Annotated in this window: 24 protein-coding genes and 2 pseudogenes; 11 read left to right on the top strand and 15 right to left on the bottom strand. The window is 64.1% G+C overall.

Annotated elements, in window-relative coordinates; translation table 11 throughout:
• Window positions 1–27: 27 nt before the first annotated feature.
• Window positions 28–1,290, bottom strand: coding sequence for an NAD(P)/FAD-dependent oxidoreductase (locus AB3L03_RS15650; protein WP_018456025.1), 1,263 nt, complete (start codon window positions 1,288–1,290; stop codon window positions 28–30).
• A 296-nt stretch (window positions 1,291–1,586) separates the two neighbouring features.
• Here AB3L03_RS15650 and AB3L03_RS15645 point away from each other — a divergent pair, with 296 nt between their 5' ends.
• Window positions 1,587–2,759, top strand: coding sequence for an ABC transporter substrate-binding protein (locus AB3L03_RS15645; RefSeq protein ID WP_018456026.1), 1,173 nt, complete (start codon window positions 1,587–1,589; stop codon window positions 2,757–2,759).
• A 169-nt stretch (window positions 2,760–2,928) separates the two neighbouring features.
• On the opposite strand, the gene AB3L03_RS15640 is transcribed toward AB3L03_RS15645, so the two are convergent.
• From AB3L03_RS15640 to AB3L03_RS15600, 9 genes are all read right to left on the bottom strand, one after another.
• Complete coding sequence (locus AB3L03_RS15640; RefSeq protein ID WP_204513147.1) at window positions 2,929–4,800, bottom strand: bifunctional sugar phosphate isomerase/epimerase/4-hydroxyphenylpyruvate dioxygenase family protein; 1,872 nt, start codon at window positions 4,798–4,800, stop codon at window positions 2,929–2,931.
• On the bottom strand, window positions 4,797–5,534 hold the full coding sequence (locus AB3L03_RS15635) for an ABC transporter ATP-binding protein (protein WP_368508878.1): 738 nt from the start codon (window positions 5,532–5,534) through the stop codon (window positions 4,797–4,799). Before AB3L03_RS15635 ends, AB3L03_RS15640 begins: the two co-directional genes overlap by 4 nt.
• A 10-nt stretch (window positions 5,535–5,544) precedes the next feature.
• On the bottom strand, window positions 5,545–6,285 hold the full coding sequence (locus AB3L03_RS15630; RefSeq protein WP_368508877.1) for an ABC transporter ATP-binding protein: 741 nt from the start codon (window positions 6,283–6,285) through the stop codon (window positions 5,545–5,547).
• Window positions 6,282–7,280, bottom strand: coding sequence for a branched-chain amino acid ABC transporter permease (locus AB3L03_RS15625; protein WP_085349661.1), 999 nt, complete (start codon window positions 7,278–7,280; stop codon window positions 6,282–6,284). The genes AB3L03_RS15630 and AB3L03_RS15625 overlap by 4 nt, the downstream gene beginning before the upstream one ends.
• Window positions 7,277–8,152 (bottom strand): branched-chain amino acid ABC transporter permease, encoded by an 876-nt coding sequence (locus tag AB3L03_RS15620; protein ID WP_018456032.1) that lies wholly within the window; start codon window positions 8,150–8,152, stop codon window positions 7,277–7,279. Before AB3L03_RS15620 ends, AB3L03_RS15625 begins: the two co-directional genes overlap by 4 nt.
• A 97-nt stretch (window positions 8,153–8,249) precedes the next feature.
• A complete protein-coding gene (locus AB3L03_RS15615; protein WP_018456033.1) occupies window positions 8,250–9,380 on the bottom strand; it encodes an ABC transporter substrate-binding protein in 1,131 nt (376 codons plus the stop codon).
• Between the two features lie 55 nt (window positions 9,381–9,435).
• Window positions 9,436–10,314 (bottom strand): shikimate dehydrogenase, encoded by an 879-nt coding sequence (locus AB3L03_RS15610; RefSeq protein WP_018456034.1) that lies wholly within the window; start codon window positions 10,312–10,314, stop codon window positions 9,436–9,438.
• 143 nt (window positions 10,315–10,457) lie between these two features.
• Window positions 10,458–11,396: a LysR family transcriptional regulator gene (locus tag AB3L03_RS15605; RefSeq protein ID WP_018456035.1), complete on the bottom strand. Its 939-nt coding sequence runs from the start codon at window positions 11,394–11,396 to the stop codon at window positions 10,458–10,460.
• A 332-nt stretch (window positions 11,397–11,728) separates the two neighbouring features.
• The gene (locus AB3L03_RS15600) at window positions 11,729–11,905 is read right to left on the bottom strand and encodes a hypothetical protein (protein ID WP_018456036.1); all 177 of its coding nucleotides are present in this window, start codon (window positions 11,903–11,905) and stop codon (window positions 11,729–11,731) included.
• A 167-nt stretch (window positions 11,906–12,072) separates the two neighbouring features.
• On the opposite strand from AB3L03_RS15600, the gene AB3L03_RS15595 reads away from it, so the two are divergent.
• The 7 genes and pseudogenes from AB3L03_RS15595 (at window position 12,073) to AB3L03_RS15565 (ending at window position 17,400) form a co-directional block, all read left to right on the top strand.
• On the top strand, window positions 12,073–12,801 hold the full coding sequence (locus AB3L03_RS15595) for a LuxR family transcriptional regulator (RefSeq protein ID WP_018456037.1): 729 nt from the start codon (window positions 12,073–12,075) through the stop codon (window positions 12,799–12,801).
• An 83-nt stretch (window positions 12,802–12,884) separates the two neighbouring features.
• Window positions 12,885–13,545 (top strand): annotated as a pseudogene (locus AB3L03_RS15590) (acyl-homoserine-lactone synthase).
• Window position 13,546: 1 nt separating this feature from the next.
• On the top strand, window positions 13,547–13,765 hold the full coding sequence (locus AB3L03_RS15585) for a hypothetical protein (RefSeq protein ID WP_026233073.1): 219 nt from the start codon (window positions 13,547–13,549) through the stop codon (window positions 13,763–13,765).
• A 309-nt stretch (window positions 13,766–14,074) separates the two neighbouring features.
• A complete protein-coding gene (locus AB3L03_RS15580) occupies window positions 14,075–14,992 on the top strand; it encodes a branched-chain amino acid ABC transporter permease (RefSeq protein WP_007615745.1) in 918 nt (305 codons plus the stop codon).
• On the top strand, window positions 14,989–15,933 hold the full coding sequence (locus AB3L03_RS15575; protein ID WP_018456041.1) for a branched-chain amino acid ABC transporter permease: 945 nt from the start codon (window positions 14,989–14,991) through the stop codon (window positions 15,931–15,933). Before AB3L03_RS15580 ends, AB3L03_RS15575 begins: the two co-directional genes overlap by 4 nt.
• Window positions 15,926–16,694: pseudogene (locus tag AB3L03_RS15570) on the top strand (ABC transporter ATP-binding protein). The gene AB3L03_RS15575 and the pseudogene AB3L03_RS15570 overlap by 8 nt, the downstream one beginning before the upstream one ends.
• Window positions 16,687–17,400: an ABC transporter ATP-binding protein gene (locus AB3L03_RS15565; protein ID WP_018456043.1), complete on the top strand. Its 714-nt coding sequence runs from the start codon at window positions 16,687–16,689 to the stop codon at window positions 17,398–17,400. Before AB3L03_RS15570 ends, AB3L03_RS15565 begins: the two are co-directional and overlap by 8 nt.
• Window positions 17,401–17,566: 166 nt before the next feature.
• Here the strand turns inward: AB3L03_RS15565 and AB3L03_RS15560 are convergent, their stop codons facing one another.
• The 3 genes from AB3L03_RS15560 to AB3L03_RS15550 form a co-directional block, all read right to left on the bottom strand.
• The gene (locus tag AB3L03_RS15560) at window positions 17,567–17,932 is read right to left on the bottom strand and encodes a hypothetical protein (RefSeq protein ID WP_368508876.1); all 366 of its coding nucleotides are present in this window, start codon (window positions 17,930–17,932) and stop codon (window positions 17,567–17,569) included.
• Window positions 17,933–18,225: 293 nt separating this feature from the next.
• The gene (locus AB3L03_RS15555; protein WP_026233074.1) at window positions 18,226–19,662 is read right to left on the bottom strand and encodes a glutamine synthetase family protein; all 1,437 of its coding nucleotides are present in this window, start codon (window positions 19,660–19,662) and stop codon (window positions 18,226–18,228) included.
• Window positions 19,663–19,855: 193 nt separating this feature from the next.
• A complete protein-coding gene (locus AB3L03_RS15550) occupies window positions 19,856–21,214 on the bottom strand; it encodes an aromatic ring-hydroxylating dioxygenase subunit alpha (protein ID WP_204513152.1) in 1,359 nt (452 codons plus the stop codon).
• A gap of 112 nt (window positions 21,215–21,326) precedes the next feature.
• Between AB3L03_RS15550 and AB3L03_RS15545 the strand changes: the two genes are divergently transcribed.
• A complete protein-coding gene (locus AB3L03_RS15545) occupies window positions 21,327–22,112 on the top strand; it encodes an IclR family transcriptional regulator C-terminal domain-containing protein (RefSeq protein WP_085349669.1) in 786 nt (261 codons plus the stop codon).
• 90 nt (window positions 22,113–22,202) lie between these two features.
• On the opposite strand, the gene AB3L03_RS15540 is transcribed toward AB3L03_RS15545, so the two are convergent.
• On the bottom strand, window positions 22,203–22,595 hold the full coding sequence (locus AB3L03_RS15540; RefSeq protein ID WP_204513153.1) for a group II truncated hemoglobin: 393 nt from the start codon (window positions 22,593–22,595) through the stop codon (window positions 22,203–22,205).
• Window positions 22,596–22,607: 12 nt separating this feature from the next.
• Window positions 22,608–23,516: a helix-turn-helix transcriptional regulator gene (locus AB3L03_RS15535; RefSeq protein WP_085349670.1), complete on the bottom strand. Its 909-nt coding sequence runs from the start codon at window positions 23,514–23,516 to the stop codon at window positions 22,608–22,610.
• A 152-nt stretch (window positions 23,517–23,668) separates the two neighbouring features.
• Between AB3L03_RS15535 and AB3L03_RS15530 the strand changes: the two genes are divergently transcribed.
• Entirely contained in the window at window positions 23,669–25,210 is a 1,542-nt protein-coding gene (locus AB3L03_RS15530; protein ID WP_085349671.1) for a benzoate-CoA ligase family protein, read from the top strand.
• Between the two features lie 52 nt (window positions 25,211–25,262).
• Window positions 25,263–26,084, top strand: coding sequence for an alpha/beta fold hydrolase (locus AB3L03_RS15525; protein ID WP_018456050.1), 822 nt, complete (start codon window positions 25,263–25,265; stop codon window positions 26,082–26,084).
• Window positions 26,085–26,115: the final 31 nt, after the last annotated feature.

The following is a 26,115-nucleotide window of genomic DNA, read 5'->3' as shown; positions in this document are numbered from 1 at the left end:
TAAGAACGGGGAGAGGGAGAAGAAGCCCTACACCACCTTGCTCGATCCCTGCGTGATCAGCCGCGCGGCGCGCTGGTCGCGGGCGTAGATCCAGAGCCAGCTCAGGGCGACGCTGAGGCGGTGGCGCAAGCCGATCAGGAAGTAGATATGGGCGATGCCCCAGATCCACCACGCGATGGTGCCGCGCAGCTTGATGCGGCCGAAGTCGATCACCGCGAGCCGCTTGCCGATCTGCGCGAGGCTGCCGGAGTGCTTGTAGCGGAACGGGCCTGTCGGCTCCTGGCGCAGCCGGGCCTTGATGGTCTCGGCCACGTGACGGCCCTGCTGCTTGGCGGCCGGCGCGATGCCGGGCACAGGCTTGCCGTCCCAGGCGTTGATCAAAACGGTGTCGCCAATTGCAAAGATCTCGGGATGACCGGGGATCGTAAGATCGGCCTCCACTTGGACGCGCCCGGCGCGATCGGCCGGTGCGCCCAGCCATTCCGCCGCGGGCGAGGCGCGCACGCCGGCGGCCCAGATTCGTGTCTTGGCTTCGAGCAGCTTGCCGCCGAACACCACGCCCTCGCGGTTGATCTCAGTGACGGCTTGGCCGAGCACGACCTCGACGCCGATCTTCTCCAGCGAGGCCTGGGCATAGGCCGAGAGATCATCTGGAAAGCCTGCCAGCACCCGCGGACCCGCCTCGATCAGCACCACGCGCGCCTTGTTGGTGTCGATGTTGCGGAAGTCGGCTGGCAAGGTGTGGTGCGCCATCTCGGCGATGGTGCCGGCGAGTTCGACGCCGGTGGGGCCGGCGCCGACGATGACGAAAGTCAATCGTGCCGCGCGTTTGGCCGGATCGGTCTCACGCTCGGCGCGCTCGAACGCCACCAGGATATGACGGCGCAGCGTGGTCGCGTCCTCCAGTGTTTTAAGACCCGGCGCCCATTGCTCCCATTCGTCGTGGCCGAAATAGGCGTGACGCGCGCCGGTGGCGAGCACCAACGTGTCGTAAGGCACCTCGCTGCCGTCGTCGATCAGCACGCAGCGCCTGTCGGCATCGACGCCGCTGACCGTCGCAAACAGCGTCGTAACATCGCGCCGGTCGCGCATCAGGTGCCGGACCGGCCAGGCGATCTCGCTGGTGGCGAGCGAGGCGGTGGCGACCTGATAGAGCAGCGGCTGGAACAAATGATGGTTGCGGCGGTCGATCAGCGTGATCTCGACCGGGCTGCCGGCGAGCCGGTGGGTCGCCTCCAGCCCGCCGAAACCGGCTCCGACGATGACGACGCGGTGCGGTGTCGTGGTCATGATGCGCCCTTCCGAATCTCGCGGCTCTATCCTCATCTAAACGCTGATCAGGCGCCGCGGTCCAATAGCCGTCGTCAATCGAGGCATAGGCCGGGTGTATCGCGCCCGCGAGAAAGCGCCGCAGCCTTAGCCGAAGTAAGTAGAATTATATTTCTTGCTATCGCCGTTCGGGGCGAAATATGGTGCAGGGCGGGCGCTGAACCATTGGCGGCGCGACAGATTTTGCGTTCAATAGAGATGACCCCGGGGCGGCAATCACCCTGCTTCCGGGCATAATAATATGGAGGGGAGTGGTTATGAGGACGGCATTCTGGCTGGCGGGCGCAGCGGCGCTGGTGCTGGCAGGCCCGGCATCCGCCGGCGACACCATCAAGATCGGCTTCGTTTCGACCTTCAGCGGCCCCACCGCCGTGATCGGCAACGACATGCGCAACTCGTTCGAGCTCGCGCTGGATCACATCGGCCGCAAAATGGACGGCAAGCCGGTCGAGGTGATTTACGAGGACGACGGGCAGAAGCCCGACGTCGGCAAGCAGAAGACCGAGAAGCTGGTGCAGTCCGACAAGGTCGACTTCATCGTCGGCTACATCTGGTCGAACGTGCTGCTGGCCTCGCTCAAGACCGCGGTGGACTCGCAGACCTTCCTGATCTCGGCCAATGCCGGTCCGTCGCAGCTCGCGGGCGAGCTCTGCTCGCCTTACGTGTTCTCGACCTCCTGGCAGAACGACCAGACGCCGGCCGCCATGGGCCTCTACATGAACCAGAAGGGCGTCAAGAGCGTGTTCCTGATCGGCCCGAACTACGCCGCCGGCAAGGACATGCTGGCGGGCGTGAAGAGCACGTTCAAGGGCGAGGTCAAGGGCGAGGAATACACGGTCTGGCCGAGCCAGCTCGACTTCTCCGCCGAGCTCTCCAAGGCGCGGGCCTCGGGTGCCGAGTCGATCTTCGTGTTCTATCCCGGTGCAGCCGGCGTGCAGTTCCTCAACCAATATGCGCAGGCCGGGCTGAAGAGCACGATGCCGCTCTACACGGCTTTCACCGTCGACGAGCTGTCGCTGCCGCTGCAAAAGGAGAACGCGCTCGGGGTGCCCGGTGCGCAGGAATGGGTGAATGATCTGCCCAACGAGCAGAACAAGCGCTTCGTCGCCGACTATCGCAAGAAGTACCCCGGGCTGCGTCCGACCTATTACGGCGCGCAAGCCTACGACGCGGCCCAGCTCATCAACAGCGCCGTGGTCGCGGTGAAGGGCGACACCAGCAAGAAGGACGCGATGAAGGCCGAGATGGAGAAGGCCAACTTCAAGTCGCTGCGCGGCCCGTTCAAGTACGGCAAGAACCACATCCCGGTGCAGAACTTCTACCTCCAGGACGTGGTCAAGGACGGCGAAGGCCAGCTCTCGCTGAAGACGGTCGCGACCATCGTCGAGAACGACCAGGATCGCTTCCACGACAAATGCGCGATGAAGTAGCCACAAGCACGATGCCCCTTCTCCCCTTGTGGGAGAAGGTGGCGCGAAGCGCCGGATGAGGGGTTTGTTTCTGCGTATTCAAAAGTAAGGTCTCGCGGAGAGAACCCCTCACCCGTCTCGCCGCTTTGCGGCAAGCCACCCTCTCCCACAAGGAGAGAGGGAAAGTAAGCTACACGCGCGGCATGCTCGCGGGCCGCACCTCGCGCGCTTGCGCGGCAAGCCTGATCCCGGCATTGGCCGCGCCGAAGCCCTGATAATCCCGCCGCTCCACGATCTCGAAGAAAAACCGCTCGTCGAAGATGTGGGTGTAGACCTGGAAAAACTCTCCGTCGCCCTCGCGGTCGTAGAGAATGTGGTTGGCGCGCAGCTGCCTCATCAGCTCGGGTGCGAGGTCGTATTTGGCTTCGACGTCGTCGTAGTAATTATCCGGGATATCCAGGAAATCCGCGCCGCGCTTGCGCATCTCCGCGACTGCCGCAAAGATATCCCGGCACGTAAATGCGACGTGCTGCACGCCCGAGCCGAAAAATTCCGAGATGAAGCGGGCCGGCAGCGTGCGGTTGGCGGATGAGCCGTTGAGCACGAAGCGCAGGCTCTGGTCGCCGTTGATGACGGCCTGGCTCTGCACGAGGCCTCTGGGATCGGCGATCTCCATCTGCGGCAGCCGCTTGAGGTCAAGGATGCCGGTGTAGAACAGCAGCCACGACAGCATCTCGTCATAGGGCATCGACTGCGCGATGTGATCGACGGCCAGCAGGGCGTCCGCGCGAGCGTCGCTCGGTACCTGTTCGAAATCCGTGTCCCAGTTCTTGCCGGCCTGGTCCAGGAAGTAAAGCAGGCTGCCGCCGACGCCGTGGATCGCAGGGATCTCCAGCTCGCCCGGCCCAACCGGCTGGTAGAAGGTGCGCGCTTTCAGTGTTTCGGCGCGCTGCATAACGAGGCCGGCATTGTCGACATCGAGCGCGATGGCGCAGACGCCGGGGCCATGCGTCACGTAGTGCGAATGCGCAAAGCCGTCGGTCTCGGAGTTGACGACGAGCTCGACCTTGCCTTGCGACCAGCGCTCCACCGCCTTGCTGCGATGCTTGCCGGTCTTGCGGAAACCGAGCTGCGCGAGCAGGCGGGCGAGTTCGCCGGCCTTGGTCTCGTTGACGGCAAACTCGATGAATCCCGTGCCGCGACTTTTGGGCTTGGGCGCCAAGGGTTCGCCGATGAGCTTTGGCCAATCCGGTGCAAGCTGGTCCTCCAGCAGGATCAGCGAACGCAGGCCGTCGACCGCGGTCTGCACGGCCGAGCCGGCACGGAATTGGTCGTTGAAGATCTCCAGCGACAGCGGCCCGGCATAGCCGGTCGCCGCGATCGCCGCCATGAACTCACCGACCGGCAGATCGCCCTGACCGGGGAAGGAGCGGAAGTGCCGGCTCCACGACAAGATGTCGAGCTCGAGCTTCGGCGCATCTGCAAGCTGGACCAGGAAGATCTTGTCGCCGGGGATCGAGGCCATCGCGCGGACCGGAAAGCCGGGGGCCAGTGCGTGAAAGCTGTCGAGGATGACACCGATCGCGGGGTGATCGGCGCGCCGCACGATCTCCCAGGCATCGCGGTAATCGTTGACGTGGCGTCCCCAGGCCAATGCCTCGTAGCCGACGCGCAAAGACCGTTTGGCCGCGCGCTCGCCAAGCTCGCGAAAATCATCCGCGGCGCGGTCGATGCCGCCGAGCGCGGCCGGCGACACGTTGGAGCAGATCAGCAGCAGATCGGTGCCGAGCTCCTGCATCAGGTCGAACTTGCGTTCGGCACGGGCAAAGTTTCGCGAACGCTGCGGCTCCGGCATGCCTTCGAAATCGCGGAACGGCTGAAACGCACAGATCTCGAGATTGAGGTCCCCGCAGAGCATTGCGATGTCGCGCGGACCTGCGCCGAACGACAGCAGATCGTTCTCGAAAATCTCGACCGCGTCGAATCCGGCGGATGCGATGGCGCGGAGCTTTTCGTCGAGAGCGCCGGAGAGTGAGACCGTTGCGATCGAGCGTTTGGTCATGCTGCATTGTCCTCCATCGCGCCGCCGAGGAACAATTGTCCGATGCGGGAATTATTCAAAATGCGCTCCGCCTTGTCGACCATGCGGGTCTGGCCGAGCTCGAGCACGATCCCGATGTCGGAAATCTCCAGCGCCGAGCGGGCGTTCTGCTCGATCATCAGAATGGTGACACCGCGATCGCGCAAGCTCTTCAGGATGTCGAAAGTCTGCTGCACCATCAGTGGCGACAGGCCGATCGAGGGCTCGTCGATCAGCACGAGCTTTGGCTCGAGCAGCAGCGAGCGAGCGATTTCGAGCTGCTTCTGCTCGCCGCCGGACAGCGTGGAGGCCTGCTGGGTTGATTTTCGCCGCAGCGCCGGGAACAGATCGAGCGCGGCCTCGATCCGGCTCTGCAGGTCAATGCCCTTGCCGGCGGAAACGCCGCCGAGCTCGATATTGTGGCGCACCGACAGCTCGGGAAAGATGTTGCGGCCCTGCGGCACGTAGCAGATGCCGGCATTGAGCAGCGCGCGCTGGCTCAAATTGGTGACGTCGCGGCCGGCGAAGTTGATCTTGCCCTCGCGCAGCTTGAGCAGGCCGAAGATCGCCTTGAACACGGTGGACTTCCCGGCGCCGTTCGGGCCGATGATGGTGGTGATGGTGGCCTGCGGCACGGCGAAAGTGGTGCCGTTCAGGATCGTCATCTTGCCGTAGCCGCCGACGAGATTGTGAACCGAGAGGATCGGATCGCTCATGGCTGGTTCCTCAATGTCCGAGATAGGCTTCGATCACGGCGGGGTTCTTTCGCACCTCGTCCGGTCGTCCCATCGCCAGCACCTTGCCCTCCGCCATCACCATCACGCGGGAACACAGCGACATCACGAATTCCATGTTGTGCTCGATCACGACGAAGGTGGCGTTCTTCTCGCGGTTGATCGCCACCAGCCGCTCCTTCAGATCCGTCAACATCGACGGGTTGACGCCGCCGGCTGGCTCGTCGAGCAGCACCAGGCGCGGTCCGCCCATGAAGGCCATGGCGGCGTCGAGCAGTTTTTGCTGGCCGTAGGAGAGCCCGCCGGCCGGCTCGTCGGCGAGATGATCGAGCTTGAAAAAGCCGATCATCTGGTTGGCGGCCTCCGTCAGTCCGGCATCGGAGCGGCCGACCAGGCGCGAGGCCATGCTGCCCTGGTGCTCCTGTCCCGCGAGGATCAGGTTCTCGCGCACCGAGAGTTTGGGGAACACTTGCAGGAGCTGGAAGGTGCGGCTGACCCCGAGCTTGTTGAGCTCGGCGGGTCGCAAGCCCGTGACGACCTTGCCGTCGAGCTTGACCTCGCCGCCGCTCGGCGTGAGCTGGCCGAGAATGCAGTTGAACAGGGTCGTGCCGCAGCCGTTCGGGCCGATCAGGCCGAGGATCTCGCCCTCGCGGACGTCGAAAGAGACGCCGCCGACGGCGCTGATGCCGCCAAAATTCTTCTTGATGTCGGTGACTTCGAGGACCGCGCTCATTGCGCTGTCTCCAGCCGGGACTTTGCGACGGCGCGCTGGGCGGAGGCCGCCTTGGTGCGGCGCTCGGCGAGATAGCGGTCGAGGATTCCCAAAATGCCGGTCGGCGACCAGATCAGCAGCCCCATCACCGCGATCGCGTAGAGCATCAGATAATAGCCCTCGGTGAAGCGCAGCCACTCCGGCAACAGCACCGCGATCATCGCGCCGAGGAACGGACCCAGGAAGAATCCGGCGCCGCCGACGATCACCATCATCAGGAGGTCGAGCGAGAGCGACAGGTTGAACGGCACGGGATCGATATATTGCGTCAGCGGCGCATAGAGCGCCCCCGCGACGCCGCCGAGCGCCGAGCCGATCGCGAACGCCATCAGCGTATAGCGCCGCGTGTCGACGCCCAGCGACTGCGCCCGCAGCGGGTTTTCGCGCAGCGCCATGAAGGCGCGGCCCCACGGCGAGCGGATCAGCCACCACACCGCGAGCGACACGATAGCGAGCGAGCCGAGACAGACATAGTAGAACGGCAGCGGCTTGTTGGTCGCGATGCCGAAAATGTGCGGACGCGGAATATTGGAGATGCCGTAGATGCCGCCGGTGAGCCAGCTCTCGTTGCGAAATACCAGGAAGGCCAGCGTGGAGAAGGCGAGCGTGACGAAGGCGAGGTAGTGATGCTGCACCCGCAGCGCGGGATAGCCGAGCACCCAGCCGACCGCGAAGCTCAAGCCGATCGCGACGACGATCGCCGCCGGCAGCGGCCAGCCATGCGTGGTCATGATCGCCGCGGCGTAAGCGCCGATGCCGACGAAGGCGCCCTGCGCCAGCGAGACCTGGCCGGCATAACCGAGTGTGAGGTTGAGGCCCATTGCGGCGATGGCCATCACCGCCCACTGGCTCAGGATGAACAGGCCATAGCGGTTGAAGTTCATGGGGACAACGATCAGCGCAGCGACCACGATGAGGCCGAACGCGATCTTGAGAGGTTTGGCGAAGCCGCTCATACGGTGCGCTCCTCGGCACGGCCGAGCAAGCCCTGCGGTCGGAACAGGATGACGGCGATCAGGAAGATCATAGGCACGGCGGCGCGGTACTGCGTTGAAACATAGGCGGCCGCGAGATTGTCGAGCACGCCGATCAGGAGGCCGCCTGCGATCGCGCCGCGCACCTGGTTGAACCCGCCGACGATCGCGGCGATGAAGGCGGCCTGGCCCAGTACCTCGCCCGACGTGAATTTCGCGAGGTAGATCGGCGTGATCAACAGCGAGGCGAGAGCGACCAGGAACGCGTTGATCAGGAAAGTCAGGAGAATCATGCGCTCGACCGGGACGCCGATGATGCGCGCCACCGTCGGGTTCTGCGCCGCCGCCTGCATCTGGTGGCCGAGCGAGGTGCGGTTGAGAAGCGCAGTCAAGCCGAAGACGGCAAGGATGGCGAGGACGAGGACCCCGATGCTTTGCAGCGAGACGGCATGGCCAAGGATGGAGACGTCGCCGGTCGGCACGATCGAGGGGAAGGGTGAGGCTTCGGCGCTGAAGAACTGCTTTACGGCCTCCTTGAGACCGATCGCGAGCGCCATGGTCGCGATCGCGAGCGGCAGCACGCCATGGCGCAACATCGGATCCACCAGCAGCATCTTGAAGGCGAGGCCGAGCAGGAGCATCGAAAGCAGGATGCCGAGGATGATCGCGAGCCAGAACGGCGCGCCGGCATGCATCGCCGCCAGCATCAGGAACGCCGGCAGCATCACGAACTCGCCTTGTGCGAAATTGATGGTCTGCGAGGTCTGCCACAGCAGCGTGAAGCCGACCGCGACCAGCGCATAGATCGCGCCGGTGGCAAGTCCAGCGACCAGAAGATCGAACAGATTGGACATTTTCCCCTCTCGGCGCTCGCGCTCTGTCTCCCCGCTCTCCTCGCTCGTCCTTCTCCCTCTCCCCGCGAAGGGCGGGGCGAGGCAGAAGGGCAAGACCTCACTTCACCTTCGGCAGCACCTGCTTCACGACTTGCTTGCCTTCGACCACCTCGACCAGAAAGCTCTGGCGGTCGATGTCGCCGGTCTCGCTGAAGGTGACGTCCATCAAGATGCCCGGCTCGTCGGCGGCCTTGATGGTCAGGCCATGCAGGGTGTCGGCGAACGCCTTGGAATCGACCTTGCCCATCTTGTCGGTGGTGGCCTTCACCATGTAGACCGCGAGATAGCCTTTCAGCCCGTTATGGTCGGGCACGTAATTGTACTTCTTCGCGAACTTGTCGCGAAACGCCTTGATCAGGTCGACCGGCGCGTCGGTGGTGAGACCGACATGGCCGCGCGCGCCGTTGGCGGCATCGCCCGCAAGCTCGATCACCTTCTGGCCGATCAGCGTGGTCTCGCCCATCAGCGGTGCGGTGACGCCCTGGCGCTTCAGCTCCTTGAGGATGCGTGCGCTCTCTTCCTCGTTCAAATAGACGAATACGGCGTCGGGATTGGCGGCCTTGATCTTGCCGACGTCGGCGGCGAAATCGGCCTGGCCCGCCTCGGTGGAGAGATCGGCGACGACCTTGGAGCCGAGACGGTCGAGCTCCTTGACGACGACATCGCGGCCGCCGCGGCCAAAGTCATTGTTGACCCAGACCACGGCGACCGACTTCGCCTTCATGTCGTCGTGAATGTATTTGGCGACCTTCGGCATCGAGGATTGCTGGCCGAACGAGGTGCGGAACAGGAATTTGTTTCCGCCTTGCGTCAGCTCGGCGGCTTCGCCACCCATGATCTGCGCGATGCCGGCTTCGGCCGCCAGCGGCGCGGTCACCTTCACCGAGCCGGAATAGCCGGGTCCGAGCAGCACATAGGGCTCGGCGTCGAGCGCCTTCTGCACCTGCGCGCGCGCGACGCCCGGGTTGGATTGCGAATCCGCATGAGTGACTTCGAGCTTGCGGCCGAGCACGCCGCCCTTGGCGTTGATCTCCTCGATCGCGAGGTCGATGCCGTTCTTCCAGTTGGTGCCGACGGTGGCGCCGCCCCCGGAAAGCTCGGCGACGTCGGCGAGCTTGATCGCCTGGGCGTGCACGCTGGTTGCAGTCGCGAAGGCAAGCAGGGCGCCCGCCAGCAAAGTCGATTTCATGGTTTCTCCTCCTGTTTCGTGATGGTGTCCGCGGCCTTGTGTCCGGCCGTTTCGGTTACGCTGCGTGATAGGCCGAGCTTCGTGCCGCCATCACCTCGTCGAATGCCTCTCCCATGATCTCGGTGGATGGGGCAAGGCCAGTGAACAGTTCGAAAGCGTCGGCGGCCTGGTAGATCGCAAGCTCCCGTCCGGTCATGATCCGCGCGCCCTTGGCTTGGGCAGCCGCCAGCAGCGGCGTGATCAGCGGCGAATAGACGGCGTCGGCGACCCACAGGTTTTGACGTAGAAGCGTCGGCGCGACCGGCGTTTCCCGGTTCGGCAGCATGCCGACCGGCGTGCCGTTGACGAGGCCCGTTGCGCCGTCGAGCGCGGCCTCGACGCTTGCGGCGACCCTGGCGCCACCCTGTTTGTCGAGCAGCGCGGCGAGTTTTTCGGCGCGTGCCGGCTCGCTGTCGAAGATACGGATGTCGGTCACGTCAAGGCTCGCCAGGGCAAACGCGATCGCCTTGCCGACGCCGCCGGTGCCGATCACGGCGACTGCGTTTCCAGAGGCCGCCAGCAGCGGCGCGACGGCGCGCGCAAAGCCCGTCGTGTCGGTGTTGTGGCCGATCAGCCGGCCGTTCCTGACGACGACGGTGTTGACCGCCCCCATGGCGGCGGCACCCGGTGCCAGTTCATCGAGCAGCGGGACCACCGCCTCCTTGTAGGGAAAAGTGACGTTGACGCCGGCAAAGCCGAGCCGCCGCACGCCCTCGAGCATCATGCGGAGCCCGCCCGCGTCGGCGCCGGCGACCTCGATGAGCTGGTAATGGCCGCGCAGCCCAAGCCCCTCCGCGGCGCGCTCATGCATGGCAGGGGAGGCAGAATGCGCGATGGGTGCGCCGATCAGGCCGGTCAGGAGCTTTTTGGGTGCGGCGGGTCCGCGCTTTGACATGGTTCGCTATCGTCTCGTTGGGAGCGTTTGATCCCGGCCTTTAGCGGGGAGATCCGCCCAATTCCAAGGGGCTTCCCCCAGGAACGATAGCCTTTCCTCGGCCTAACACAATTACCCTTTTGTGCTGCAAACCTAACATAATGTTATCTCTTCCGCGCCCGTGGCGGCGCGGCCCTGCCTTTGCCCCGCGACGGCTCGACCGCGCGCATCTCCGCGCGCAGGGACTCGATGAAATACTCGACATGAAGCGACAGCGGCGCGCCGCGCTTCACCGCGATATAGGTGTCGAATCGCGTCGGCTCGGTGATCTTGATCAGCTCGATGCCGGGATAGCCCCCATGGGCCACCGTGAACTGGTCGATGATGGCGATGCCGAGCCCCGCCTTCACCAGCGCGCAGACCGTGGTGCCGAAGCGGGCGCGGATGGTGATGTTGTACTCGAGGCGGTGGCGCGCGAAGATCTCGGCCATGATCCGCCCGTAGGGATCATTGGGATCGATGCCGATCAGCGGATAGCGCGTGATCTCGGCGGCGGAGACCTGCTTGCGGCCGGCGAGCTCGTGGCCCGGCGGCACGATGCAATAGAGCTCGCCCGAGGCGAGCGGCATGAAGTCGAGCCCGGAATGCTCCAGGCGATAGCTCATCGCCACGCACTCGCCGCGGCCGAGCATGAGATAGTCGATGGCTTCCTCGAGCTTGAGGATGTTGATGTCGATGCCCAAATCCGGATAGCGCCGCCGGACCCGCTCGATCGCGCGCGGCACCATGACTTGCGAAATGCTCGGCACCGAGCCGATGCGCAATTCCGACAATCCGCCGCGCCCGATCTTGGAGATGATCTCGGAGAGGTCGTCGACCTTCTTGTAGACGCCGTTGATCTGCTCGAAGATGTTCTCGGCTTCCGGCGTCGGGAAATAGCGGCCGTTCTGGCGCTGGAAGAAGCGGATGCCGAGCGAGCGCTCGGTATATTTCACCAGGCGGCTGATGCCCGGCGCCGAAACGTTCAGCAGCTTCGCCGCGCCGCCGATCGTGCCCGTCACCATCACGGCACGGATCACTTCAACCTGGCGCAGCGTCATCATGTCCTGGGCATCCGAAGGTAATCGTGGTCGGCGCTGCCTTTCCCTCTTCCCTTGTGGGAGAGGGCGGATCGCCGCGATAGCGCGAGGCGGGTGAGGGGTTCTCTCCCCGCACGAGCCTCGCGCATTTGAACGCGTGGAAACAACCCCTCATCCGGCGCCATAGCCGATGCGAAGCGTCGGCGTTTTGTTTTAAGAACGGCGGCCGAAGGCCGCCTATGCCACTTCTCCCACAAGGGGAGAAGGAAGGAAACATTCGCGTTCGGTTGTTCGGTTCAGATCAGAGGAAGGCATGGCGCCGAACGGACCGTTCGTGCGCTCACAGCAATTGCGTGCTAGCTCGCCGGTCCGTCCGGCGTGGCGCTCTCTGCCGGCTTGCTGCGCTCGCTTTGCAGCACCCCGCGTGCGAACTCGATGATCTTCTGCTTGTTTGCCGTTTCGCGGACGGCGAAAAATACGCGGTTGAGTTCCAGGCCGAGCACGCTGTTGAGGGCGATGTCCTCGTCTTCCATCGTGGTTTCCCCGCTTCAGACATTGTAGGTGTATCTTGACGTCCCTTCTTCCACAAGTAGATTAAGCCTTCGGGGTCAATGGGATACCGGGAAACTACGGAATCCGTGAATTGAGGCAGTGCCCCAAGACGTGCTATATCGCACAGCGAGGGTCAGGAAACGCACCGATGTCCGCCGTGGATTATGGCCGGGAAGCGCTCGACTTCATCGAGGGGCTTGGGGCCTATCGCAAGGTGCCCGACGCCATGAATGCGCTCGAATCGGCCTTTGGTCGCTTCGGTTTTGAAACTATCATCGTGACGGGGTTGCCCAATCCCGACCAACAGTTTGCACAGATGGTGCTCGCCAAGCGCTGGCCCGCGGGCTGGTTTGGTCTCTACACCGAAAATAACTACGACCGTTTCGACCCGGTGGTGCGGTTGTGCCGCCAGTCAGTCAACCCGTTCGAATGGTCGGAAGCACCCTATGATGCGGAGCTCGAGCCGAACGCGGCCGAGGTGATGAACCGCGCCACCGATTTTCGCATGACGCGCGGCTTCATTGTGCCGATCCACGGACTCACCGGCTACGAGGCCGCGGTGTCGCTCGGGGGCGTCCATCTCGACCTCAATCCCCGCAGCAAGCCGGCACTGCACCTGATGGCGATGTATGGCTTCGACCACATTCGCCGTCTGCTCGATCCAGCGCCGTATCCCTCGGCACGCCTCACCCCGCGCGAGCGCGAGGTGATCGCCTGGGCCTCGCAGGGCAAATCGGCCTGGGAAATCGGCGAGATCCTGCACATCACGCAGCGCACCGCCGAAGAGCATCTTGCAACCGCCGGGCGCAAGCTCGGAGCCGTCAACCGTACGCATGCGGTAGCACTGGCGATTCGCAACAAGATCATCAATCCCTAAGCGACGTACTGGGAAATTTCCCAATACCGAACCATCCTCTTTTCGCAGAGGGTGCCCTCCATTGAGGATGAATGGGGGTTTTCATGATTCACGCCATTTCTGCAGTAAATCGCCACCTTTACGAAGATGTACTCGATCAGCATTTTCGGCTGCGGCACGACATCTTCGTCGAAGAGCGGCGCTGGGGAGACGCTGCGCAGGCCGGATTGCCGCGAAATCGATTCCTATGACGACGAGGACACCGTTTATCTGCTTGCGCTGGAGGGACGCCGCGTCATCGGCGGTCACCGGCTCTACCCGACCACCAAGCCTTCGATGATGAGCGAGGTCTTTCCCCATCTGGCAGCGGTGCGCGGCTACCCGGTGGATCCTCTGGTCTGGGAATGGTCGCGCTACTTCGTCGTGCGCGATCGCCGCGACGGCGCGCTCAACCTGCAACTGATGGCGGCCGTGCAGGAGTTCTGCCTCGGTCAGGGGATCGCGCAGGTCAGCGCGATCATGGAAACCTGGTGGTTGCCGCGCTTTCATGAGGCCGGCTTCGTCGTGACCCCGCTCGGTCTGCCGGCACTGGTGGAGAACGCATGGACCATGGCGGCGACGATCGACATTCTCCGCGAGACGCTCGATGCCCTGCATGATCGCATCGGCGTGCCTTCCATCGTCCAACAGGACGGTCCGCGTATCAATTGCATCGCCCTTGCCAACCTCTGCGGCCTCGCTGCCGCGCAACGAAAGAGCGCCTGAGATGTCGAACATGATGCGGGACAGCCAGATCATGGCGCAGATCAAGGACGAAAATCTGGGCTACATGTCCGACATGGCGCTCGAACTCGCGCAGATGGCGGAAGACACCGGATTGGCGACGCTCGCCTATCTGTTCCGGATGGCGGCGCTGGAGGCCTCGACGGCCAACAGCGTGCTTGCCGAGCCGGATGACCTTCGCCGGCAGATGACGTCGCACTAGGCGTCTCCATCCACACGTTGCGACGAATTCACACCCTCTCTCCCGCAACGGAGGGAGGGTGATCCGTTTGGGTGCGGCAGGTTGACCCATCCTGCGCGGCAGTCTTCTTGCAAGACCGATTGCAGGGCCAGGACCGATCGGATGCATCGGCATGCAACAAAGTGCATGTTGGGTGTCGAATCGCTCTTGCCTCGGAACGATACTGCCATTACCCATTTTTCCGCCTTGTCCAGGCAGGGGGAGCTCTTTCACTGATGGCGACCGTGTTCGAACATCGGCGCGAACCTGCGTGCGCCTGAAAGAGTTTTGATGCTGCTCGTCGTCGAACAGTTCTTGAACGGATTGCAGTTTGGCCTGCTGCTGTTCCTGCTCGCCGCCGGCCTGACGCTGGTGTTCGGGATCATGGATCTCGTCAACCTCGCGCACGGCTCGCTGTACATGATGGGCGCCTATTTCGCCGCGACCTTCGCAGCCTGGACCGGCAGCTTCCTGCTCGGTGCGCTATTGGCGCTCGGCGCGACGCTCGTGCTCGGCATCGTGCTCGAGATGACCGCGCTGCGGCATCTCTACGGACGAGACCATCTTGACCACGTGCTCGCGACCTTCGGCCTGATCCTGTTCTTCAACGAGGCCGTGCGGCTGATCTGGGGGCCGGCCGGCCTTGCGCTGCCGCTGCCGGCCTGGCTCACCGTGCCGGTGCCGATCCTGCCGGGCATTCACTATCCCGCTTATCGCCTCGCCATCATCGTCGTGGCGCTGCTGGTTGCGCTGCTGCTCTATCTCGGCGTGATGCGCACCCGCATCGGCATGCTGATCCGGGCCGGCGCCTCCAATCGCGAGATGATCGGTGCGCTCGGCATCAACATCAAGCTGCTCTACACCCTGGTGTTCGGTCTCGGTGCCGCGCTCGCGGGCCTTGCCGGCTTGATGCAGGCGCCGATCCTCACCGTGCAGATCGGCATGGGCGAGAACATTCTGATCCTCGCCTTCGTCATCATCGTGATCGGCGGTATCGGTTCGATCCGCGGCGCGTTCCTGGCCGCGATCTTCGTCGGCATGATCGACACCCTCGGCCGCGCCTTCCTGCCCAATCTGCTGCGGCAGGTGCTGAGCGGCGCCGCGGCCTCCACCGCCGCGCCCGCGCTGTCCTCCATGCTGATCTATCTGCTGATGGCTATCGTGCTGGTGGTGCGTCCGGAGGGGCTGTTTCCGGCCAACCGCCGATGAAGGCTTTCACTGTGAGCAAGGTCGTCACGGTCCTGCTGCTGACGGGTCTCGTGCTGCTGCCGCTCTATTCGCAAGCATCCGGCAACATCTTCATCCTGACGCTGCTCACCCGCATCGTCATCCTGGCCCTGGCGGCCGCGAGCCTCAACCTCATCATGGGTTTTGGCGGCATGATGAGTTTTGGCCACGCCGCCTATCTCGGCATCGGCGGCTATGCGGTCGGCATGCTGGCGCAGGAAGGCGTGGGCTCGGGCTTCATCCAGTTTCCGGTCGCGCTTGCGGCCTCCGCGCTTTATGCGTTGGTGATCGGCGCGCTGTCTTTGCGCACCCGCGGCGTCTATTTCATCATGATCACGCTGGCGTTCGCGCAGATGGCCTATTACGTCGCCTCGGGGCTGGCGCGTTATGGCGGCGATGACGGCCTCACCGTCTACAAGCGCAGCGACTTCTCCGGGCTGATTAATCTGTCGAACCGCACGCAATTCTATTATCTCTGCCTCGCCTGCCTGTTCGGCGTGGTCTTCCTGATCTGGCGCATCGTCAATTCGCGCTTTGGCCTCGTCCTGCAGGGCCTGCGCTCCAACGAGCAGCGCATGCAGGCGATCGGCTTTCCCTCGAAACGCTACCAGCTGGTCTGCTTCGTCATCTCGGGCATGATGTGCGGCCTCGCCGGCGCGCTGCTCGCCAACAACACCGATTTCGTCAGCCCGGCCGCGATGTACTGGACCCGTTCCGGCGACCTCATGGTGATGGTGATCCTCGGGGGCATGGGCACGCTGTTCGGTCCGGTCATCGGCGCGGTGGTGTATTTGTTGCTGGAAGAGTTCTTGTCGCAGCTCACCGAATACTGGGCGCTGATCATGGGTCCGCTGCTGCTGCTGATCGTGCTGTTCGGCCGCGGCGGCATCATGGGCCTGCTCGGGAGGCTCAATCGTGGCTGAGCCGCTGCTCCGCGTCGACAGGCTGGTGCGCCGCTTCGGCGGCATCATTGCGACGGACAACGTCTCGCTCGACGTTGCGGCAGGCGAGCTGCACGCCATCATCGGCCCGAACGGCGCCGGCAAGACCACGCTGATCAGCCAGCTCACAGGGCATCTGGAGCCGCATTCCGGCAGCGTCTCGCTGGCGGGGCGCGACATCACCTATCTGCCGGCCTATCGCCGCTGCGCGCTGGGCCTGGCACGTTCTTTCCAGATCACCTCGCTGCTGCTCGATTTCACCGCCGCCGACAATGTCGCGCTCGCGGCGCAAGCGCATGCCGGCACCTCGTTCCGCTTCTTCGCCGATGCACGCAAGGAGAAGGGCCTGCGCGATGCCGCGCATGCCGCGCTCGATCGCGTCGGTCTCGTCCATCGTGCCGATGTCCTGGTGTCCAGGCTCAGCCATGGCGAGCGTCGCCAGATCGAGCTGGCGGTTGCGCTGGCAAGCAAGCCGAAACTTTTGCTGCTCGACGAGCCGATGGCGGGACTCGGCGTCACCGAATCCCAGCGCATGGTGCAGCTGCTCCAGGAGCTGCGCAAGGAGGTCTCGATCGTCCTGGTCGAACACGACATGCCGGCGGTGTTTGCGCTCGCCGACCGCATCTCCGTGCTGGTCTATGGCCGCGTCATCGCCTCCGGCGATCCGGCCGCGATTCTGGGCGAACGAGGACGTCAAGCGCGCCTATCTCGGCGAGGCCCATGTGGTGACGCACCATGGATGACACGCTGCTCGAGGTCGACGGCATCGAGACCTGCTACGGCCTGTCCCAGGTGCTGTTCGGCTTGTCCCTGTCGGTCAAATCAGGCGAGATGGTCTCGCTGATGGGGCGCAACGGCATGGGCAAAACCACGACCATCCGATCCATCATGGGCCTGACGCCGGCGCGCGCCGGCAGCATCCGCTTTGCGGGCTCGGAAGTGCGGACGCAGCCGTCCTACAGGATCGCGCAACTCGGTGTCGGCCTCGTCCCCGAGGGGCGGCAGATCTTCCCGAACCTCACCGTGCGCGAAAACCTTGTCGCGGCAGCGGCCGATCGTTTCGGCAGCAGCAATCCCTGGACGCTGGCGGCGATCTACGTGATGTTTCCTCGCCTGGCCGAGCGCGCTTCCAATATGGGCAACCAGCTCTCCGGCGGCGAGCAGCAGATGCTCGCCATCGGCCGCGCGCTGATGACCAACCCGAAGCTGCTCATCCTGGATGAAGCGACCGAAGGCCTGGCGCCTCTGATCCGCGAAGAGATCTGGAGCTGCCTGTCGCTGCTCAAGAGCCGGGGACAGTCGATCCTGGTCGTCGACAAGAACGTCGACCACCTCGCCCGCATCTGCGACCGCCACACCATCATCGAGCGCGGCAAGACGGTATGGAGCGGCACCTCGGACGAGCTGTTGGCTGAGCCGGATCTGCAGCACAAATATCTAGGGATTTGAGGGTGAGGGCGCGATGCTGCGCGCCGCTCATACGTTATCGTCCTGGCGAAAGCCAGGACCCATAGCCACCGAATTCAGTTTGGCGAAGATTGGCGGTTAGCAGCCGCGTGCGACAACTTTTCCCTGGGGTAATGGGTCCTGGCTTTCGCCAGGACGACATTGGCAATCACCAGTAAATCCCGTGCCGATGCAGTTCGCGAATCACGCGGGCCTCGGTGGATGGCTGGCGACGTTTCGGCTTGGTCGTTTCTCTTGTGCTGGCAATCGGCGCGGCACTGGACTGAGTTGCGGCCGGAGCGATCGCGGTTGTCGTCGCAGTCGCTGCCGGAGACGTTGAAGCTGCGGCCGTGGTCGCCGTCTGGACATTCGTGGGTGCTGCCGCCGGAGCTTGTGGCGGCGTGGCTGCTGTCGTTCCCGGCTCGGCGGTCTGCTGGCTCGCATTTGTCGCCGCAAGGCTAAGGCTCCGTGGTCCGCCGGCATAGGCCTGGCTTGCCAGCAGCGACATTGCCGCGATCACGATCAGCTTTCGCATGACACCCTCCGTTCGCTAGTCAATCGCTCTTACCTAAATCCGCTGGGCCTCTATCGCGACGAGCGACCCGCCCCGATCTCAATCAGAGTGGCGCGGCAGGACAGGCGATAGATCAAACTGAACAGATGACCCCACATGACCGAACTCCTTTGTTGATCACGGAGCAAATCTACATCGCCCGTCTTTCCGGCGGTTTTCGTGGGCCTTGGAAAATGGCTTCGTCGGGAGCGGTGAAATGTCGTCGGAACTGAGCGGACGAAGTCGCCTCACGGGGAGGTGAGGGCGTGTCTGGCTCAAAACACCTCGAAATATTCGCGGTGCTCCCAGTCGGTCACCTCGGACAGGAAGCGGTCGATCTCGGCATTCTTGATGTGGGTGTAATAATCGACGAACTCAGGCCCGAGCTTTTCGCGGAAGAACGGATCGTCCTTCAGCGCGCTGACCGCGTCGCGCAGCGATTTCGGCAACAGCGGCGCCTTGGTTTCGTAAGGCGTGTCGGCCGACGGGCCGGGATCGAGCTTGCGGTCGACCCCGTCGAGGCCGGAGAGGATCTGCGAGGCCATGTAGAGATAGGGATTGGCGGCGGGCTCGCCGATGCGGTTTTCCAGGCGCGTGGCGGCGTCGCCGGCGTCGCCGAGCACGCGGATCATCACGCCGCGATTGTCGCGGCCCCAGATCGCGCGGTCCGGCGCCAGCGAATAGGAGCGGTAGCGCTTGTAGCCATTGATGGTCGGGGTGGTGAACACGGTCGACGCGCGGGCGTGGTCGAGCAGGCCCGCAAGCCAGGCGCGGGCGAACGCGCTGAGCGGCTCGCCGCCGTCTTTGGCCATGAACTGGTTCTCGCCGCTCGCGCGCGAGACCACCGATTGGTGCAGATGCCAGCCGCTCGCGAACAGGTTCGGCAGCTTCGGCCGGCACATGAACGTGGCGTGATAGCCGTGGCGGTGCGCGATCTGCTTCACGGCAGAGCGAAACAGCACCATGTTGTCCGCGGGCTCAATGCCTTTCTTCGGGGCGAAGGTGAATTCGCACTGGCTCGGCCCGAACTCCACCTCGACCGAGCGCAAGGGCAGACCGAGCGCGACGATGTCACGCCGCAAGATCTCCAGCACCGGCTCCATCTGGTCGAAGCGCTGCTCGGTGAGGTATTGATAGCCGTGGCTGAGCAGGCTCACCGAAGGCGGTGTGCCGGGCTGGCCGGCATCCTCCGGGCGCATATGCGGATCGTCGAGCTTGAAGATGTGGAATTCGACCTCGAGGCCTGCCACGAAATCATGGCCGCGACTTGCGAGCTCGTCGAGCACCTTGCGATAGAGCCCGCGCGTCGCGAACGGCACGGGACGGCCGTCGTTGAAATAGAGGTCGCAGAGAACCCAGCCCGTGGTTGGCGCCCATGGCAAAACGCGAAACGTCGTGGGATCGGCGACCATCAGCACGTCGGCCGCGCCCTCCATCTCCTTCATGCCGAAGCCGCCGCCTGACGTGAACACCGGAAACACCGTGCGGTGCGAGGTGTCCTTGGCGAGCATGGTGGTGGTGATGGAGCAGCCGCTCTCCAGCGAGGCGATCGCCTCGGAGGCGACGATGGTCTTGCCGCGCAAAATGCCGTGCTGGTCCGGGAAGGCGAGGCGGATGACCTCGAGATTCTTCTCGTCGACGATGCGCCGCACGCGCAATGCGGCGTCCTTCTGCTCATCCGACCACAGCGCATGACGCGCGACGAAAGTCACTTTGGCAGTTCCTTCTTGCTCGGCGAGAGTATAGCGCACACTGTCATCGTCCGCGAAGGCGGACGATCCAGTATTCCAGAGACGTCCGTGTGTTCACGAGAGGCCGCGACGTACTGGATGCCCCGCTTTCGCGGAGCATGACAGCGAAGAATGTGGAGCCGCCGTCTCGCCTCGCTAGCGGCGAACTGCATTATCACTCCGCCGCCGTCAGGCGATGCACGTTGTCCGCGATCTCCTTCGGCACCGGCGCCGTCCACGGCGCGCTGCGGCGGCGCTTGACGTCGACTTCCATCCAGTAGATCTCCCAGCCTCGGGTCGGCCCGATGCCGTCCATGGTCGCCGGACCCTGGATCGAACGTGCGGTGGCCTCGTCGAGATGCAGCATCGGCTTCTCGCCGCCTGCGACCTTCTCGATCTCCTGCCGCAGCAGGCGCCGGTACTGCACGATCGCCTTGTCGCTCGTGCCGAGGTGCTCCCGGGTGCGGTCCTGGATCGCGCCCATCGATTCCACCGCCCACTGGTCGTGGACGTTGATGTCGGTGCCCATGCCGGTATAGGTCGCCGTCTGCTGCTCGTGCGGATCGAAGCCGTAATCGTTCGTCCCGTTCTTGCGCGATTTGTAATCCGGCAGCTCATAGAGCTCGAGCCGCTGGTCGCGCATCTTCTGCTTGTCCACGGGGTTCGAATAACTGGTGAAGATCGCGTACCAGTAGCAGTTCTCGTCGTCGACCGGCACGTGCCACTGTGTGATCGTCATCTCCGTGCTCATGGGGATGACGAAGCCGTGCGGAAAGAGCTGGTTGGTGACGCGCACATGGGTGCGCTCCTCGTCGATCTCGCGCAGCGCGATCAGCCGCAGGCCGTATTCGGTGTGCTCGACATTGATGATCGGGCGGTCGTATTCGCGCAAAATCTTCGTCATCGGCAAGTCGCTGCCTGCCGATGTGCCGCGGAACTGCTTGCCGTAGGCCGTCGAGGTGTCCTCGTCCTCGAAAAAGCGATGCAGATAGGAGGCGTGCGCGGGGTCGATGCCGACTTCGAGCGCCTGGAGCCAGTTGCAGGCCATGTGGCCTTTGAACGCGAAGGTGTGCGTGCCGGGCGCGACGAAGCAGTCGAGCTCGGGAAATGCCGGCGGCTCGCCCTCGCCGAGATAAGCCCAGAGGATGCCGCTCTTCTCCACCACAGGGTAAGAGCGCTGACGGATGTTCTGGCAGAGCTTTGAGTCCTTCGGCTCCGCCGGCGTCTCGATGCATTGCCCGGTGGCGTCGAACAGCCAGCCATGGAAGGCGCAACGCAGGCCGCCATGCTCGAGCCGTCCGAAGGCGAGATCGGCGCCGCGATGCGCACAGTGGCGATCGATCAGGCCGTAACGCCCCGTCTCGTCGCGGAACAGCACCAGGCTTTCGCCGAGCAATCTGACGGGACGGATCGGTCGATCGCCGTCGAGCTCGTCCACCAGCGCCGCCGGCTGCCAGTAGCTTCGCATCAGCTTCCCGCAGGGGTCCTTCGCACCGGTGCGGGTGATCAGGTCGTTCTGCTCCTGGCTCATCATGGCGAGTGCATCCTTTATGGAATGGCGTTTGTTCGCCTATTGAACGAATGGGCGAATTATGACATGCCTTGACGCGGCAGCAAGCACTATTTTGCAGGAATGACCCGACACCATGCCCAAGCTGAAGCGAAGCGAGAGCGACGAACGCGCGACGGATTTCGTCGAGAGCCTCGATCGCGGGCTGCGCCTGCTGCAATGCTTCGGCATCACGGCCGGCCCGATGACGCTGAGCGATCTCGCCCGTGCCGCTGAGCTTCCCCGCGCCACCGCGCGGCGCATGCTGTTCACGCTCCAGCGCGGCGGCTTCGTCAGTGGCGACGGGAAGCTGTTCTCGCTGACGCCACATGTGCTGACACTCGCCGCGTCGTATCTGCGGTCGAGCCAACTCGTCACGGTCCTGCAACCGGTGCTCGACCGCGTCGCGACAGCGGCCAACGAAATCTCCTCGCTCGCGGTGCTCGACGGCGATGAGGTCGTGTTCATCGCGCGCAGCAGTCCGGCGCGGATGTTCTCGGGCGGATTGGAAATCGGCTACCGGCTTCCGGCCTTCTGCACTTCGGTCGGCCGCGCCATGCTCGGTCAACTCGACGATGCCGAGCTTGCTGCGCGCCTGACGGCGACGAAGCGCGAAGCGCTGACGCCGCAGACGGTAACCGATCCCAAGGTGCTGCTCGCGCGCACCGTCGCCGATCGCGCGCAGGGCTATTCGCTGGTGGACCGCGAGGCCGAGCCGCATTTCCGCTCGATCTCGGTCCCCGTCCGCCGCTACGACGGCGTGATCGTCGCCGCCATTAACATGGGCGCGCACGTCGATCGCGTGCCGGCGCAGGAATTGATCGAGCGATTTTTGCCGCTGTTGCGTGAGGGCGCGGAGGCGGTGCGGTCGCAACTCTTGTAGCCCGGGTGAGCGAAGCGATACCCGGGAAAGTCATCGTGAAGACCCGGATGTCGCTTCGCTCATCCGGGCTACGCGCCCGTGCAAAAATCACTAGCGGTTGCGCATCCAGTCGGCGAGGCCGGACAACGCCTTGTCGAGGTCCTGCCGCGCTGCGGCGTCCACAACCGTCTCCTCCAGCGCACCGCGCATGCAGAGCACCCACGCGTCGCGCTCGGCATCGCCGATGGCAAAGCCGATGTGGCGCTGGCGCAGCCGCGGGTGGCCCTTCTCGACCGAATAGAGTTTCGGGCCGCCGGTCCATTCGGTGAGATAGCGCTTCAGCACATCCCTGATCAGGCCGAGGTCGTCCGCATGCATCGCGCGGATGATCTTCGCCTCCGGCAGCGTATCCATCCGGTCGTAGAAGCGATCGACCAGTCGATCGATCGTGGCGCTGCCGCCGATCCGCTCGAACATGGCGATTGCGACGTCGCTCTCGGTCATGGGAGTTCGGACCTACAGCGCCACGCTGCGCAGCCCGAAGCTGCGCGCTTCGTTCTGCAGCACCGGCCGCACCGCATCAACCAGGCGCGCCGCGGCGGCATCGACGGACAGTCCCGCCGTGTCCACCACCGCCGTCGCGCGCGCATATAGCGGCTCGCGGCTCAAGAGGATGTTGCGCAGCTCCGCCATCGCGGAGCGGTCGTCGGCCATCGGGCGCAAATCGCCTTGGCGGCGGACGCGGGCCATGTGCTCCTCGGGCTCGGCCTTCAGCCAGATCGTGTAGAACGACGACAGGATCTGGTCGAAGGTCAGAGGTTCGGAGACGATGCCGCCGCCGGTCGCCAGCACCATCAGCTCGTGGCGCGCGAGCAGCTGCTGCAGCGCCGCCTGCTCCATGCGGCGAAAGCCTTCCTGGCCGTAGAGCGCGATGATCTCGGCGACCGACAGCCCGTTCTGCTGCTCGATCTCCTTGTTGAGCTCGACAAAGCTCCAGCCGACCTTCTTCGCCAGCATCCGCCCAAGCGTCGATTTGCCGGCGCCGCGCAGGCCGATTAGCGCGATGCCGCAGAACGGCGCGCGCCGCGGCGCGGAGGCGCTGCCGCCTGCGAGCAGATCTTTTGCTTGTGCGACCTGCGCCGGCGTCGCCTTGCGCAGGAGATCGCGAAACATCTGCCAGTCCGGGGTCGGATCGGCCGAGGGAAGCAGGTCTTCGAGATGCGCGCCCATCGCGTCGGAGACGCGGCGCAGCAGCACGATGGAGACGTTGCCCTTGCCGCTTTCGAGCTGCGCGATGTAGCGCTCCGATATTCCTGATACCTTAGCGAGCACCTTGCGCGACATGCCGCGCAGCGCGCGCATGGTGCGCACGCGCTGGCCGAGCTGTTCGAGAAATCGGGATTCGGCGTCGGGACTGTCGGTCATGGACTGCGGATCATGGGCCTGCTTGAGCGGATGTCTTCTTTTAAAGAGGTCCTGCGGCGCGTATTAATGAAACATAGTGCCTGCTGGCATTGACAGCAAGCCGAGGCGGTGTCTTTCTATGAATTATAATTCTAAATTCAGGGGAGAAGTCCGTGAGCGAGGGATCCTATAACGCGGTGACCTGGCTGCTCGACCGGAACGTCGAGGAGGGACGCGGCAACAAGCTCGCCTTCGATGACACCGTCTCACGGCTCACCTATGGCGAGCTCCAGCGCGAAACGCGGCGCGCCGCCAACATGCTGCGCCGGCTCGGGGTCCGCCGCGAAGAGCGCGTGGCCATGATCATGCTGGATACGGTCGACTTCCCGATCGTGTTTCTGGGTGCGATCCGCGCCGGCATCGTGCCGGTGCCGCTCAACACGCTGCTGACATCAGATCAATACGCCTACATCCTCGCCGATTGCCGCGCGCGCGTGCTGTTCGTCTCGGAAGCGCTCTATCCCGTCATCAAGGACGTCGTCGGCCGCATGCCGGATCTGGAGCATGTCGTGGTCTCCGGCGCAAAACAGAACGGCCACAAGCAGCTCGCCGAGGAGATTGCGGACGAGAGCGATCAGTTCACCACCGCCGCCACCCATTCCGACGAGCCGGCATTCTGGCTGTATTCCTCAGGTTCGACCGGCATGCCCAAGGGCGTGCGGCACATCCATTCGAACATGCAGGCGACCGCGGACACTTATGCGAAGCAGGTGCTCGGCATTCGCGAGAACGACGTTTGTCTTTCCGCGGCAAAGCTGTTCTTCGCATATGGCCTCGGCAATGCGTTGACCTTTCCGATGTCGGTCGGCGCCAGCGTGGTGCTCAACAGCGAACGGCCGACGCCCGCACGCATGTTCGACCTGATGAACCGCTACAATCCCTCGATCTTCTACGGCGTGCCGACCCTGTTCGCGGCGATGCTCAACGACGAAGCGATGAAGAGCGAGCGCGGCGGCAAGTCGCTTCGCATCTGCACCTCGGCCGGCGAGGCGCTCCCGGAGTCCGTCGGCAATAGCTGGAGGGCGCGCTTCGGCGTCGATATTCTCGACGGCGTCGGCTCGACCGAGCTGTTGCACATCTTCCTGTCGAACGCGCCCGGCGACATCAAATACGGCTCCTCCGGCAAACCGGTGCCCGGCTATGCGGTGCGGCTTGTCAACGAGGCCGGACAGGATGTCGCCGACGGCGAGGTCGGCGAGCTCCTGGTCGATGCGCCCTCCGCCGGCGAGGGGTACTGGAACCAGCGCCACAAGAGCCGCCGCACGTTCGAGGGGCCGTGGACCCGCACCGGCGACAAATATGTCAGGGATTCCGAGGGCCGCTATACCTTCTGCGGCCGCGCCGACGACATGTTCAAGGTCTCTGGCATCTGGGTCTCGCCCTTCGAGGTCGAGAGCGCGCTGATCACGCATCCCGCCGTGCTGGAAGCTGCCGTCGTGCCCGAAGCCGATCCGGAAGGTCTGCTGAAGCCCAAGGCCTTCGTCGTGCTGCGCCCCGGCGCGACGACGGCGGGCCTGCAGGAGATGCTCAAGGATCACGTCAAGCAGAAGATCGGCCCGTGGAAATATCCGCGCTGGATCGACGTGGTGGATTCCTTGCCGAAGACGGCGACGGGGAAGATCCAGCGGTTCAAGCTGCGGGACGGGGCGAATTGACAACAGGTCGTCATGGCCGGGCTTGACGACGGAGAGAGAAGAGCGACAGAGCATGACCAACCTCGCCCCCACCGGCTTCCTCAGCATCGGCGACGCCAGCCTCGAATACAAATGGCTGGCGCCGCAATCCGCCGATGCACCGACCATCGTCATGCTGCATGAAGGCCTCGGCTCGGTCGGGCTCTGGGGTGACTTCCCCGAGAAGCTGCGAGAGGCGACCTCCGCCGGCATCTTCGTCTATTCGCGCGCGGGCTACGGCCAGTCGAGCAAGGTCGCGCTGCCGCGGCCGCTCGACTACATGCAGCGCGAGGCACTCGACGTGCTGCCGAAGATCCTCGACGCGATCGGCTTCAGGCGTGGCCTGCTGCTCGGCCATTCCGACGGCGCGTCGATCGCGACGATCTATGCCGGCGCGCATCAGGATCATCGCCTGAACGGCCTCGTACTGATCGCGCCGCATTTCATCGTCGAGGACATCTCGGTGAAGTCGATTGCGGACATCAAGACGGCATTTGAGACCACCGACCTGAAGGCAAAGCTCGCGCGCTGGCACACGGACGTCGACAACGCCTTCTACGGCTGGAACGCCGCCTGGCTCGATCCCAAATTCCGCGACTGGGATATCTCGGAATATCTCGCTTATATCCGCGTTCCCGTCCTGATCCTTCAAGGCGTGGACGACCAATACGGGACGCTGCGTCAGGCCGAGATCGCGCAGCACGAATGCTATTGCCCGGTCGATTTGAAAGTCATGTCAGGCGCGGCGCATTCTCCGCATCGCGAAGCTCCGGGAGCGACGCTTCACGCGATTGAGCAATTTGCAGCAGCGGCCCTAGGAGAGGACATGCAACAAAATGCATGTATGGGCCGTTAAAGTCTAGACGCGCGCAACAATATGCATTATT

Origin of the sequence: Bradyrhizobium lupini (assembly GCF_040939785.1) — a bacterium.
GTDB lineage: Bacteria > Pseudomonadota > Alphaproteobacteria > Rhizobiales > Xanthobacteraceae > Bradyrhizobium > Bradyrhizobium canariense_D.
This window is presented reverse-complemented; position numbering and strand designations above follow the sequence as displayed.

Excerpts from the sequence above, each read along its gene's own strand:
- AB3L03_RS15650 (WP_018456025.1), bottom strand. The coding sequence starts at position 1,290 with ATGACCACGACACCGCACCGCGTCGTCATCGTCGGAGCCGGTTTCGGC.
- AB3L03_RS15645 (WP_018456026.1), top strand. The coding sequence starts at position 1,587 with ATGAGGACGGCATTCTGGCTGGCGGGCGCAGCGGCGCTGGTGCTGGCA.
- AB3L03_RS15640 (WP_204513147.1), bottom strand. The coding sequence starts at position 4,800 with ATGACCAAACGCTCGATCGCAACGGTCTCACTCTCCGGCGCTCTCGAC.
- AB3L03_RS15635 (WP_368508878.1), bottom strand. The coding sequence starts at position 5,534 with ATGAGCGATCCGATCCTCTCGGTTCACAATCTCGTCGGCGGCTACGGC.
- AB3L03_RS15630 (WP_368508877.1), bottom strand. The coding sequence starts at position 6,285 with ATGAGCGCGGTCCTCGAAGTCACCGACATCAAGAAGAATTTTGGCGGC.
- AB3L03_RS15625 (WP_085349661.1), bottom strand. The coding sequence starts at position 7,280 with ATGAGCGGCTTCGCCAAACCTCTCAAGATCGCGTTCGGCCTCATCGTG.
- AB3L03_RS15620 (WP_018456032.1), bottom strand. The coding sequence starts at position 8,152 with ATGTCCAATCTGTTCGATCTTCTGGTCGCTGGACTTGCCACCGGCGCG.
- AB3L03_RS15615 (WP_018456033.1), bottom strand. The coding sequence starts at position 9,380 with ATGAAATCGACTTTGCTGGCGGGCGCCCTGCTTGCCTTCGCGACTGCA.
- AB3L03_RS15610 (WP_018456034.1), bottom strand. The coding sequence starts at position 10,314 with ATGTCAAAGCGCGGACCCGCCGCACCCAAAAAGCTCCTGACCGGCCTG.
- AB3L03_RS15605 (WP_018456035.1), bottom strand. The coding sequence starts at position 11,396 with ATGATGACGCTGCGCCAGGTTGAAGTGATCCGTGCCGTGATGGTGACG.
- AB3L03_RS15600 (WP_018456036.1), bottom strand. The coding sequence starts at position 11,905 with ATGGAAGACGAGGACATCGCCCTCAACAGCGTGCTCGGCCTGGAACTC.
- AB3L03_RS15595 (WP_018456037.1), top strand. The coding sequence starts at position 12,073 with ATGTCCGCCGTGGATTATGGCCGGGAAGCGCTCGACTTCATCGAGGGG.
- AB3L03_RS15585 (WP_026233073.1), top strand. The coding sequence starts at position 13,547 with ATGTCGAACATGATGCGGGACAGCCAGATCATGGCGCAGATCAAGGAC.
- AB3L03_RS15580 (WP_007615745.1), top strand. The coding sequence starts at position 14,075 with ATGCTGCTCGTCGTCGAACAGTTCTTGAACGGATTGCAGTTTGGCCTG.
- AB3L03_RS15575 (WP_018456041.1), top strand. The coding sequence starts at position 14,989 with ATGAAGGCTTTCACTGTGAGCAAGGTCGTCACGGTCCTGCTGCTGACG.
- AB3L03_RS15565 (WP_018456043.1), top strand. The coding sequence starts at position 16,687 with ATGGATGACACGCTGCTCGAGGTCGACGGCATCGAGACCTGCTACGGC.
- AB3L03_RS15560 (WP_368508876.1), bottom strand. The coding sequence starts at position 17,932 with ATGCGAAAGCTGATCGTGATCGCGGCAATGTCGCTGCTGGCAAGCCAG.
- AB3L03_RS15550 (WP_204513152.1), bottom strand. The coding sequence starts at position 21,214 with ATGATGAGCCAGGAGCAGAACGACCTGATCACCCGCACCGGTGCGAAG.
- AB3L03_RS15545 (WP_085349669.1), top strand. The coding sequence starts at position 21,327 with ATGCCCAAGCTGAAGCGAAGCGAGAGCGACGAACGCGCGACGGATTTC.
- AB3L03_RS15540 (WP_204513153.1), bottom strand. The coding sequence starts at position 22,595 with ATGACCGAGAGCGACGTCGCAATCGCCATGTTCGAGCGGATCGGCGGC.
- AB3L03_RS15535 (WP_085349670.1), bottom strand. The coding sequence starts at position 23,516 with ATGACCGACAGTCCCGACGCCGAATCCCGATTTCTCGAACAGCTCGGC.
- AB3L03_RS15525 (WP_018456050.1), top strand. The coding sequence starts at position 25,263 with ATGACCAACCTCGCCCCCACCGGCTTCCTCAGCATCGGCGACGCCAGC.